Raw genomic sequence first — 12,122 nt, 5'->3', positions numbered from 1 at the left:
CGACCGCAGGCCCCCTGCGGCACCCCGGTACGCCGCCTGGGCAGCACCCTCGGCCTGATCCTGCGGCGAGGGCTTCGCCCCGGCCTTCCCCGCCCGGCGCCGGGGCCCGTGACCCGCGCGGGGGTGGGGGCGTTCCCACGGAGGGAGGCGGGGGACCGGCCGCGCCGCCGCCCAGCCGAACCGACCGGAGCGCAGACAAGGCGACACATGTCTCACCCCGCACCTCCCCGCCCCGCCGTGGTTCCCGGCGCACGCAGGCCCGAGCTGCCGCCCGTGCACGGTGCCGTCATCTGCGTCGCCGCGCCCTGCCTGGCCATCTCCCCGGAGCACGGGCAGCTGACCGGGCGGGGGATCGACGGGATCTACCGCTCCGGGCGACGGCTGCTGTCCCGCTGCGTCCTGCGGGTCGGCGGCCGGGATCCCGTCTCCGTCCAGGGGCGCAGCCTCGGCGCCGACCGCGCTGCCTTCACCGCGACGGTGCGTACGGGGGCCGAGCCCGGCCCCGACCCGGACATCGGAGTGGAACGGGTCCGGCACGCGGACGGCACCGAGCGGATCACCCTGCGCAGCTTCGCCCTCCGGCCGGTGCGCCTTCCGGTGGAGGTGCTGCTCGGCACCGATCTGGCCGAGCTGGCCGCGGTGGCCGCCGGCCGGACGGGGCCGGAACTGCCCGCAGGGGTGCACGCCGCCGGGCTGCGCTGGAGCACGGGCGAGGCCCAGGCCGTCATCGCCGCCGATCCGGCGCCGGACGACGCGCTGGCCTCGGCCGGGCTGCTGCGCTGGCAGCTCGAACTGGGCCCCGGCGAATCCCGCACCATCGAGCTGCGGACCACGCAGGACCGTTCGGGGCGGGCGCCCGCCGGGCAGGTGGCCAACCCGCTGGCCGAAGCCCGGGCCGAGGGGGACGACCCGAGGGCCGAGGCCTGGTTCGCGAACAGTGTCGCCGACCTGGGTGCGCTGCTGATGAGGGATCCGGCGGAGCCGGCCGACTGCTTCGCGGCGGCGGGCGCGCCGTGGCGGCTGGGGCTGGCCCCGGCCGAGGCGCTCTGGGCGGCCAGGATGGCGCTCCCGCTCGGTACCGGGCTGGCGGCGGCCACCCTGCGGGTCCTGGCCCGGACCCAGACCGGCGGGCGGGGGCCCGAGGCCGGGAAGATCCCCGGCCCCCTGCGCGGGGCGGGCCCGCAGCTCCCCCCGGGGTGCACCGGCACGGAGGCCACGCTGGCCTTCCCCACCGTGCTCGCCGAAGCCCGGCTCTGGGGGATGCCGGAGGAGCAGCTCGCACGGCTGCTGCCGGCCGCCGAGAAGTGCCTGGAGTGGCTGCGCGGAGCGCTGGGGGAGGACGGCTTCCTCGCCGACCCCGATCCCGGGCCGCGGCGCTGCGAGACCCAGGCCCACGCCCACCGGGCCGCCCTGCTGGGGGCCGACCTCCTCGCCGCGTGCGGGCGCCCCGGGGCACAGGAGTGGCGGGAGCGCGCGACGCACCTGCGGGAGCGGTTCCGGGCCGGGTTCTGGATCGACGGCCCGGACGGCGGTCGGCCCGCGGCGGCCCTGCACCCCGACGGACGACCGCTGCCACGGCTCACGGGGGCCGCCGCGCACCTCCTCGACACCGGACTGCTCGGCGGCGGCCGCCTCGCCCCGGGGCTCCTGGACGGAACACGCGCCGAGCAGCTGGCCCGGCTGCTCGGAGCCCCCGCCATGGACTGCGGATGGGGGCTGCGGAGCATGGCCGTCAAGGAGCCGGGGCACAACCCGTTCGGCCACCGCTCCGGTGCGGTGCGCGCGTACGAGAGCGCGGTGGCGGTGGCCGGCCTGGCCCAGGCGGGCTTCGAGAAGGAGGCCTCCGGTCTGCTAGGAGGCCTGCTCGACGCGGCCGAGGCCTTCGGGTACCGGCTGCCCGAGATGTTCGCGTCCGAGCAACGCACCACGGCCGGAGTGCCCCTTCCGCATCCGGCGGCCTGCCGACCGGCGGCCGTGGCCGCGGCGGCCGGGGTGCACGTGCTGAGCGCCGTCGTCGGAATCCGCCCCGACGCCCCCGCCGGCACGGTCGCCCTCGTCCCGCTCCCCGGCGCCCCGCTCGGGGCGCTCCGGCTCTCGGGCCTGCGGGTGGCGGGAGAACCCTTCGCCGTCCGGATCAGCAGGCTGGGGCTGGCCATGGTGGAGGAGGCGGCCGATGCGCTCCAGCTGGGAGGCTAGCGTCCAGAACAGTGGTTCCAAGGTCACCAAAGAGCTGTTTATCGTCAGGCAGACGACTATGATCGCGGCATGTCGCCCTACGACCCGTCGGCCTTTCCGCCCTTCGCCGTCACCGTCGACCTGGTCGTGCTCACCGTGCGGCGCCACGCGCTCTGCGCGCTGGTGGTCCGCAGGGGTGAGTCACCGTTCCAGGGGCGCTGGGCGCTGCCCGGAGGATTCGTCCGAGGGGACGAGGACCTGGGAGCGGCCGCGGCCCGGGAGCTCTCCGAGGAGACCGGGCTCTGCGCGCACGACCCCGCCGTACCGGGCGTGGACAACGGGGCGCACCTCGAACAACTGGCGACCTACGGCGATCCGAAGCGGGATCCGCGGATGCGCGTCGTCAGCGTGGCGCACCTGGTGCTGGCTCCGGACCTGCCTGCGCCGCGCGCCGGGGGAGACGCCAACAGCGCTCGCTGGGCCCCGGTCGACGAGCTGCTGGCCCCCTTGGACGAGGCCTCCGCAGGGCTCGCCTTCGACCACGCGCGGATCCTCGCCGACGGCGTCGAGCGGGCCCGCTCGAAGATCGAGTACTCCTCGCTGGCCACCGCCTTCTGCCCGACCGAATTCACCGTCGGCGAGCTGCGCAGGGTCTACGAGGCCGTCTGGGGGGTCGCGCTCGACCCGCGCAACTTCCACCGCAAGGTCACCGGCACACCCGGATTCCTCGTGCCGGCCGGAGGGACGACGACCCGTCAGGGCGGGCGTCCGGCACAGCTGTTCCGGGCCGGTGGGGCCACACTGCTCAACCCGCCGATGCTGCGCCCGGAAGTCTGACGCTCCGGCGGGCCGGTTGCGCCGAAAATCGGACATATCGCGTTATCTTGTTTGCGGTACTCACCCTGCCGCAGAGCGGTCTCACCCCCCGCGAGAGAAGCGATGCTCCAGGCCATCGGACTCACCAGCACTTCCCGCCATGACTCCCCGCCCCTCGTGGACGACCTCACCTTCGAGGCTCGCCCGGGGACCGTGACCGCCCTGCTCGGCGAGCCGGGATCGGGCAAGACCACCGCGCTGCGGCTCATGCTCGAACTCGAACCGGGCCGCGGAGTCACCTACTTCAGGGGCCGGCCACTGCACCGGATCCCGCACCCCGGCCGTGAGGTCGGTGTGCTGCTCGGCGACGTTCCCGGTAACCCCGCGCGGACCGTCCGCAACCAGCTGCGGATGCTCTGCGCCGCCGCCGGCGTGCCGGCCTCACGGGCCGACACCATGCTGGAGGTCGTCGGCGCCGCCGGGCTGCGCGACCAGCGGCTCGGGTCGCTCTCCCTCGGCATGGAGCGCCGGGTCGCGCTGGCCGCGGCGCTGATCGCCGATCCGTGCACCCTGCTCCTAGACGAACCGGGTGCCGGGCTCTCCCCGCGTGAACGCGGCTGGCTGCACGGGCTGCTGCGCGGCCACGCCTCCCTCGGCGGAGCGGTGCTGTTCACCACCGACGACGCCAAGGAGGCGGCCCGCAGCGCGGACCGGGTCGTCAGCATCGCGGCGGGCCGGCTCGTCGCCGACCAGGACGCCGCGGAGTTCGCGCGGACCAGGCTGCGGCCGAGGGTCGCCGTGCGCACCCCGCACGCGGCCCGGCTGGCCGACGTACTGGGCCGCGAGGCCCGGGCGGCGCATCGCGTGGTGGAGATCGTCGAGGAGAGCGGTAGTCGTCTGTCGGTGTACGGGAGCAACTGCGCCGAGGTCGGCGAAGCGGCGTTCCGGCACGGCGTGCTGGTCCACCGCCTCGCCGACGAGACGGGCGACGCCGGCGCGCCGACCGCACCGCTCCCGCACGCGCGCCCCGAGTCCGGATCTCCGCCCCCATCCGGCCCGGCCCAGGCCTCGGAAGCGGCCCCGGGCGCCGCCGAGACGTCCGTCGAGGTTCTGGGCGAAGGCGTGGGGCGCGCTGCCGCAGGAGCTGTCGACATGGAGGTCGGCGGTAGCCCGCGGCATGACCGGTCGCGGCGGCCCGTCTCGGCGGTGCGCCGTGTGGGCGGACCGCTCCGGCCACTGCGCTACGAGCTGCTCCGAGTCTTCGGCACCGCCACGCCCGTCCTCACCGCGGCCCTCGTCGTCGTGGTCTCCGCCCTCACCACCCTGGTGCTGGCCAGGGCGGGGCACACCCCGCAGAACAGGCTGCTCGCGGCCTGGCCGGAGCTGCTCCCGCTGCCGCCCGCCGCGCTCGGGGCGGGGCTGCTCGGCGCCCTGGCCTTCGGCGAGGAGTACCGCTACCCGGCGCTCGCCGCGGACCGCGGCACCATGCCCCGCCGGATGGGACTGCTCACCGTCAAACTGGGCGTCTCCGCGGCCCTCGCCCTCCTGCTGGGCGCCCTGGCCGTCACGGCGGACGCCGCCGCGCTGGCCCTCGTCTTCGACAGCGGGCCGCTGCGCACTCCGGCGGAGTGGCTCGCCCCGGCCGCCAGCTGGGCCGGCCTGCTCGTCGGCTGCTCCTGGGCAGGCGTCCTGGCCTCGGGCGTCTTCCGGTCCGCCACCGCCGGTTTGGCCGCGGTGCTCGCCGTACCGGTGGCCGTGGTGCCGCTGGTGCGCCGGGCGCTGGAAGGCTCGTCCGCGTACCCGATGACCGGACTCGGGCCCCGACTGCGGGGTCTGGCCTGGGTGCAGTGGCCGCCGGAGGCCGACCGCCTGCTCCTCGGGGCCCTGCGGGTGATGGCCCAGCCCGTCGGGACGGCGCTCGTGCTGTCGCTGATGGTCCTGTTGTGCGCCTATGGGTTCACCGGACTGCGCGGCAGAGTCCGTTGGTGATCGTTCGGGGGCGGGAGGAGGCGTGTGCGGGACCGTTGAGTTCCGCCTCGCGTCAACCGGACCGCAACTCCCCGTAAAAGGCCCGGTTCTTTACGATAAGTCGTCAATTGCGTAGGTGGCACCGATCACCCTTTCGTGTGCTTTTCACCAAAGACCTCAAGGGCGGTGGAGGCGAGGCCGACAAAGGATTCGTGAGTACCCTTGCGCACACCATGATGACCGCCGCCCGCCATGCCGATTCCGGCCTCGCCGGCCCGGGCGAACTCGACCGCTACCCCTACGCGGAGACCCCCGGGTCCGACCGCCCGGTGCCCCAATGGGACGGTTCCGAGGTCGAGTTGAGCCGCGTGGGCCGACGCGCGGCAGGCAGCCGCGGTCGCGGCCTGCACGGCCAACTCGTCCAGCAGCTCGGCCAGATGATCGTCTCCGGCGACCTCGGCGCGGACCGCCCCCTGGTCCCCGAGGAGATCGGCCAGCGCTTCGAGGTCTCCCGCACGGTCGTCCGCGAATCGCTGCGGGTCCTGGAGGCCAAGGGCCTCGTCAGCGCCCGCCCCAACGTGGGCACTCGGGTCCGGCCCGTCGCCGACTGGAACCTGCTCGACCCCGACATCATCGAGTGGCGGGCCTTCGGCCCCCAGCGCGACGACCAGCGCCGCGAGCTGAACGAACTCCGCTGGACCATCGAACCGCTCGCCGCCCGCCTCGCCGCCGGCCACGGCCGTCCCGACATCCAGCAGCGGCTCGCCGACATGGTCGAGATCATGGGGCACGCCCTCGGCCAGGGCGACGCGATCACTTTCGCGCGCGCCGACAACGAGTTCCACGCGCTGCTGATCCAGGTCGCGGGCAACCGCATGCTGGAACACCTCTCCGGCATCGTCTCCTCCGCCCTCCAGGTCTCCGGCAGCCCGGTCACAGCCTGCGACCGGCCGAGCGAGACCTGCGTCGCGCACCACGCCCGCATGGTCGAGGCCCTCGCGTCCGGTGACGCGACGGGTGCGGAGAGCGCCATGCGTCAGCTCCTGACGGTGCATCCGGAGGTCGAGCGCGTGGTGCCCGCCCCGCGCGAGCACTGAGGAGCGGACACGCGGGGGAGCACGACCTGTCGCCGGGCCCGGTCGGGTCCGGCGACACCGGTGTCCGGCACCCTCCCGGCACCCGCGGACACCCTCCCGGCGCCCACGCCGCACCGCCCCTGCCGCATCGTCCCCGTCGCGCTGCCCCGGCTGCACCGCCCCCGACGCTCCGCCGAGCCTCCGCCGCGCCGCGACCCAGACGTATGACCCTATGACCGGCATCAATCCATACGAGGTGTGACTTGGGCCACGAAGATTGGGCGTAACGCTCCGCGAGGTCCCGCGATGACCTAAGAGGTGATGGCCGACGGAGGGAACAGCAGCCCTTGTGGGTGCTGTGCAGCTCCCCGGCCCCTGCCCGCGCCCCCGGCCCATCCCCAGTCGGTGGTCGTCGGCTCCGGTCCAGCACCACGAGGCCCGGGGTCGGAAGCCGTTTCCATCGTTCCGAGAGGTTGTTCGTGTCGGCCAGCACATCCCGTACGCTCCCGCCGGAGATCGCCGATTCCGAGTCTGTGATGGCGCTCATCGAGCGGGGCAAGGCCGAGGGGCAGATCGCCGGCGATGACGTGCGTCGGGCCTTCGAGGCTGACCAGATTCCTGCGACCCAGTGGAAGAATGTTCTGCGCAGCCTCAACCAGATCCTCGAGGAAGAGGGTGTGACGCTGATGGTCAGTGCCGCGGAGTCGCCCAAGCGCACCACCCGCAAGAGCGTCGCAGCGAAGAGCCCGGCCAAGCGGACGGCCACCGAACCCGTAGCCAGGAAGACGGCGGCGAAGACGACGGCGAGCACCGCCGATGCCGCCGCCCCGGCGCCAGGGTCCGTCGACCCGGAGTCCGCGGACGCTCTGGCGGAGGAGCCCGGAACCGAGCCCGCCGCGAAGAAGACGGCGGCGAAGAAGACGGCGGCGAAGAAGGCCGCGCCCGCCAGGAAGACCGCCGCGAAGAAGACCACGGCGAAGAAGACCGCCGCCAAGAAGGACGCCGACGAAGCCGGTGGCGAGGAGGCCCCCGAGGAGGGCCCCGACGCCGCGAAGGCCGAGGGCGACGAGGAAGAGGAGGGCGGCGAGAACAAGGGCTTCGTCATCTCGGACGACGAGGACGACGCCCCCGCCCAGCAGGTCGTGGTCGCCGGCGCCACCGCGGACCCGGTCAAGGACTACCTCAAGCAGATCGGCAAGGTCCCCCTCCTCAACGCCGAGCAGGAGGTCGAGCTCGCCAAGCGCATCGAGGCGGGCCTCTTCGCCGAGGACAAGCTGGCGAACTCCGACAAGCTGGCCCCCAAGCTCAAGCGCGAGCTGGAGATCATCTCCGAGGACGGCCGCCGCGCGAAGAACCACCTGCTGGAGGCCAACCTCCGCCTCGTGGTCTCCCTGGCCAAGCGCTACACCGGCCGCGGCATGCTCTTCCTCGACCTGATCCAGGAGGGCAACCTGGGTCTGATCCGCGCGGTCGAGAAGTTCGACTACACCAAGGGCTACAAGTTCTCCACCTACGCGACGTGGTGGATCCGCCAGGCGATCACGCGTGCCATGGCCGACCAGGCCCGCACCATCCGCATCCCGGTCCACATGGTCGAGGTCATCAACAAGCTCGCCCGCGTGCAGCGCCAGATGCTCCAGGACCTGGGCCGCGAGCCCACCCCGGAGGAACTGGCCAAGGAACTGGACATGACCCCCGAGAAGGTCATCGAGGTCCAGAAGTACGGCCGCGAGCCGATCTCCCTGCACACCCCGCTCGGCGAGGACGGCGACAGCGAGTTCGGTGACCTCATCGAGGACTCCGAGGCCGTCGTGCCGGCCGACGCCGTGAGCTTCACGCTCCTGCAGGAGCAGCTGCACTCGGTGCTGGACACCCTGAGCGAGCGAGAGGCCGGCGTGGTCTCGATGCGTTTCGGCCTCACGGACGGCCAGCCCAAGACCCTCGACGAGATCGGCAAGGTCTACGGAGTCACGCGCGAGCGGATCCGCCAGATCGAGTCGAAGACCATGTCGAAGCTGAGGCACCCGTCGCGTTCCCAGGTGCTGCGCGACTACCTGGACTGACCGGCGGGCGACGCGGGGGACCGTGCGTGAGTGGCCGTGCGCGGGTGCGCACGGCCACTGGCCATCCCACTCTGGGTGGAGTCATGCACACTCGGAGTCAGGAGGCCTCATGCGTCGTCCCATTGCCCGTGCCCTGGCGGGAGCGCTGACCCTGGCGGCGGGAGCGGTCGCGGCGCCGCTGGCCCAGGCGCCCCTGGCAGCCGCAGACAGCGTGGTGATCGGCGGCAAGCCGGTGAAGGTGGCGGACAGCCCCTGGGTCGTGGCACTCGCCAGCCGTGACCGGTTCGGGGGTACGCGGGGCGGGCAGTTCTGCGGGGGCGTCGTCGTCGCCCCGACCACGGTGGTGACAGCTGCGCACTGCCTGGGCAGCCAGGTACTGGGCGGCTCCGTCGAGTCCGTCCCAGACCTCCGGGTGATCGCCGGGCGTACGGAGCTGCGCGCGACGGACGGCAGGGAGATCGCGGTGCGCGCGGCCCGGGTGAACCCGGCGTACGACCCGGGGAGCAATGCCGGGGACCTCGCCGTGCTGGAGCTCGTCGAGGCGGTTCCGGCGCAGCACGTGATCCCGATGGCCGGGCCGGGGGACACCGCCTACGCGGCCGGGACGGAGGCGGCCGTGTACGGCTGGGGCGACACGAGCGGCTTTGGTGACTACGCGTACGCACTGCGTGCCGCGCGGGTGACGGTGCTGGCGGACGACGTCTGCGGGCGGGCCTACCCGGGAGATGCCGACGGGCAGTACCGCGCGGAGTCCATGGTGTGCGCAGGGGACGATCGGGGCGGCAAGGACGCCTGCCAGGGCGACAGCGGCGGCCCGCTCGTGGCGAAGGGGCGGCTCATCGGCCTGGTGTCATGGGGTCGCGGCTGCGGCCGGGCCGACAGCCCCGGCGTGTACACGCGGATCGCCCCGCTGGCCGAGTTCGTGACGGGCCCGCAGGCGGGCGCGCGGCCGGGAGGGGTCCAGGGGGTCGCGGCGAGTGCCCGGAGGGGCTCAGTACCGGCAGCAGGGCCCGGGGAGGGGCATCGAACGGATGAGCCGGTCCTGTAGCGAGCGGCCGGAGGTCGGCGGCCCCGCTCGGGCGGCCGGCCTCCGTGGCGCGGACGGGCGTGCGCATGAGGACGGGCGGCCTCCCCGGGTCTCGGGGATGCCGCCCGTCGACCGGCATGGCCGGTCCTGGCTCGTCGGATGCGAGGTGCAGGCCTGTGTCAGCGGTCCTCGGTGTCGGCATTGGCAGCCGGAGCGGACGTGAGCCGCTCGGTCTCATCCTGTATTTCCGCGGCGATCTTCTTGAGTTCCGGCTCGAACTTACGCCCGTGGTGGGCGCAGAAGAGCAGTTCACCGCCGCTCAGCAGGACGACGCGCAGATATGCCTGGGCGCCGCAACGGTCGCATCGGTCAGCGGCCGTCAGCGGGGTCGCGGGTGTCAGAACAGTAGTCACGTCGCCTCTTCTCTAGCTCGACGAGCTGTCGTACCAGGGTCAACATCCAACCAGGCCGAAAACGTTCCCGCTCGCGGCTTTTCCTCGAAACTTCCTTCCGAAGCTGGCCGGCTGTTGCCGGTTGGCGGCGAAGGAGCCGTATTGCGTTGCTTTACGGTTTCGCGTTGTCAGTCGTGCGCTTGTCGCAGTTCCATCCTCCCCCGGCTGAGTGCCAGGTTGTTCATGAGGACGTGCCCGAACCCTAAATGGTTCATGCGCGGAAGGGAACGTGATGTTTGCTTCACCCGCACGGGGGATCGAACATCCGTGCGGATCTGGACTAGGCTGAGGAATGCGCGAGGGTGGCGTTGCATCGGCTCTACCTGGCCTCGGTACCCTTCCACCGGCACCCGAGCCACCCCTGCGCCCGACCGGGCCAGAAAAGAAATTCAGCGAGGAGCGAACTGCGTGACCGCCGACACGTCCGTGCCTTCCAGCGCGCTGCTGTCCGGAGCAGACCGGGACGGTTCCAACTACACCGCGCGGCACCTGCTCGTCCTCGAAGGGCTGGAGGCCGTCCGCAAGCGCCCCGGCATGTATATCGGCTCCACGGACAGCCGGGGCCTCATGCACTGCCTCTGGGAGATCATCGACAATTCCGTCGACGAGGCCCTGGGCGGCTACTGCGACCACATCGAGGTGATCCTCCACGAGGACGCCTCCGTGGAGGTCCGGGACAACGGCCGCGGCATCCCCGTGGACGTCGAGCCCAAGACCGGCCTGTCCGGCGTCGAGGTCGTCATGACCAAGCTGCACGCCGGCGGAAAGTTCGGCGGTGGCTCCTACGCGGCCTCCGGCGGCCTGCACGGCGTCGGCGCCTCCGTGGTCAACGCCCTCTCCGCCCGGCTGGACGTCGAGGTCGACCGCGGCAGCTCGACGCACGCCATCAGCTTCCGCCGGGGCGTCCCCGGCATGTTCACGGAGCAGGGTCCCGAGAGCCCCTTCGATCCGGACAACGGCCTGCGCAAGGTCAAGCGGATCGCCAAGGGCAAGACCGGCACCCGGATCCGTTACTGGGCCGACCGCCAGATCTTCCTCAAGGACGCCCGGCTCTCCCTGGAGACGCTCTACCAGCGCGCCCGCCAGACCGCCTTCCTCGTCCCCGGCCTGACCCTGGTGGTCCGCGACGAGCGCGGCATCGACGGGGCCGGCAAGACCGAAGAGGTCTTCCGCTACGACGGGGGCATCAGCGAGTTCTGCGACTACCTCGCCCAGGACAAGGCCGTCTGCGACGTGCTGCGCCTGACGGGCTCGGGGAACTTCAAGGAGACCGTCCCGGTCCTCGACGACCGCGGTCACATGACCCCCACCGAGGTCACCCGCGAGCTCGGCGTGGACATCGCCCTGCGCTGGGGCACGGGCTACGAGACCAACCTCAAGTCCTTCGTGAACATCATCGCCACCCCCAAGGGCGGCACCCACGTCTCCGGCTTCGAGCGCTCCGTCACCAAGACCGTGAACGAGGTGCTGCGCTCGGCGAAACTGCTGCGCGTCGCCGAGGACGACGTGGTCAAGGACGACGCGCTGGAGGGCCTGACCGCGGTCGTCACGGTCCGTCTCGCCGAGCCGCAGTTCGAGGGCCAGACCAAGGAGGTGCTCGGCACCTCGGCGGCCACCCGCATCGTCGCCGCGGTGGTCGCCAAGGAGCTCAAGGCCTTCCTGACCTCCACCAAACGCGACGACAAGCAGCAGGCCCGCGCCGTGATGGAGAAGATCGTCGCGGCCGCCCGGACGAGGATCGCCGCCCGCCAGCACAAGGACGCACAGCGCCGCAAGACCGCGCTGGAGACCTCCTCGCTGCCCGCGAAGCTGGCCGACTGCCGCAGTGACGACGTGGAGCGCAGCGAGCTCTTCATCGTCGAGGGCGACTCCGCCCTCGGTACCGCCAAGCTCGCGCGGAACTCGGAATTCCAGGCGCTCCTGCCCATCCGTGGCAAGATCCTCAACGTCCAGAAGTCGTCCGTCTCGGACATGCTCAAGAACGCCGAGTGCGGGGCGATCATCCAGGTCATAGGAGCCGGCTCGGGCCGGACCTTCGACCTCGACGCCGCCCGGTACGGCAAGATCGTCCTGCTCGTCGACGCCGATGTGGACGGCGCGCACATCCGCTGCCTGCTGCTCACGCTCTTCCAGCGGTACATGCGGCCCATGGTCGAGGCGGGCCGGGTCTTCGCCGCGGTGCCGCCGCTGCACCGGATCGAGCTGGTCCAGCCCAAGAAGGGCCAGGACAAGTACGTGTACACGTACTCGGACAACGAGCTGCGCCAGACCCTGCTGGAGTACCAGCGCAAGAACATCCGGTACAAGGACTCGATCCAGCGCTACAAGGGCCTCGGCGAGATGGACGCGGACCAGCTCGCGGAGACCACCATGGACCCGCGCTTCCGCACCCTGCGCCGGATCAACATCGGCGACCTGGATTCGGCCGAGACGGTCTTCGACCTGCTCATGGGCAATGAGGTGGCCCCGCGCAAGGAGTTCATCACCAGCTCCGCGGCCACGCTCGACCGCTCGCGCATCGACGCCTGACGGGTCCGCCCGCCCG

8 protein-coding genes are annotated in these 12,122 nt (G+C 72.4%); 7 read left to right on the top strand and 1 reads right to left on the bottom strand.

Translation table 11 applies throughout. The features are described from left to right. Positions 1-207 precede the first annotated feature (207 nt). From ACFYYJ_RS33055 to ACFYYJ_RS33030, 6 genes are all read left to right on the top strand, one after another. Positions 208-2,196: a glycogen debranching N-terminal domain-containing protein gene (locus tag ACFYYJ_RS33055; protein WP_389137830.1), complete on the top strand. Its 1,989-nt coding sequence runs from the start codon at positions 208-210 to the stop codon at positions 2,194-2,196. Between the two features lie 69 nt (positions 2,197-2,265). Continuing rightward, entirely contained in the window at positions 2,266-3,012 is a 747-nt protein-coding gene (locus ACFYYJ_RS33050; RefSeq protein ID WP_385125801.1) for an NUDIX domain-containing protein, read from the top strand. 102 nt (positions 3,013-3,114) lie between these two features. Further along, positions 3,115-4,980, top strand: a complete 1,866-nt coding sequence (locus ACFYYJ_RS33045; RefSeq protein WP_385359723.1) for an ATP-binding cassette domain-containing protein — start codon at positions 3,115-3,117, stop codon at positions 4,978-4,980. Positions 4,981-5,171: 191 nt separating this feature from the next. Further along, a complete protein-coding gene (locus tag ACFYYJ_RS33040; RefSeq protein ID WP_385359726.1) occupies positions 5,172-6,056 on the top strand; it encodes a FadR/GntR family transcriptional regulator in 885 nt (294 codons plus the stop codon). A 452-nt stretch (positions 6,057-6,508) separates the two neighbouring features. Beyond that, entirely contained in the window at positions 6,509-8,098 is a 1,590-nt protein-coding gene (locus ACFYYJ_RS33035; RefSeq protein WP_385359728.1) for an RNA polymerase sigma factor, read from the top strand. Between the two features lie 109 nt (positions 8,099-8,207). After that, positions 8,208-9,146: a S1 family peptidase gene (locus ACFYYJ_RS33030; protein ID WP_385359731.1), complete on the top strand. Its 939-nt coding sequence runs from the start codon at positions 8,208-8,210 to the stop codon at positions 9,144-9,146. A gap of 158 nt (positions 9,147-9,304) precedes the next feature. On the opposite strand, the gene ACFYYJ_RS33025 is transcribed toward ACFYYJ_RS33030, so the two are convergent. Further along, the gene (locus tag ACFYYJ_RS33025; protein WP_243631750.1) at positions 9,305-9,538 is read right to left on the bottom strand and encodes a hypothetical protein; all 234 of its coding nucleotides are present in this window, start codon (positions 9,536-9,538) and stop codon (positions 9,305-9,307) included. Between the two features lie 447 nt (positions 9,539-9,985). Here ACFYYJ_RS33025 and ACFYYJ_RS33020 point away from each other — a divergent pair, with 447 nt between their 5' ends. Beyond that, the gene (locus tag ACFYYJ_RS33020) at positions 9,986-12,106 is read left to right on the top strand and encodes a type IIA DNA topoisomerase subunit B (RefSeq protein WP_385125793.1); all 2,121 of its coding nucleotides are present in this window, start codon (positions 9,986-9,988) and stop codon (positions 12,104-12,106) included. Positions 12,107-12,122 lie beyond the last annotated feature (16 nt).

Source organism: Streptomyces sp. NPDC002467 (genome assembly GCF_042889825.1).
In the GTDB taxonomy this organism is placed as follows: Bacteria; Actinomycetota; Actinomycetes; order Streptomycetales; family Streptomycetaceae; genus Streptomyces.
Note: the sequence above shows the minus strand (reverse complement) of the source record. Positions and strands in the feature narration are given on the sequence as shown.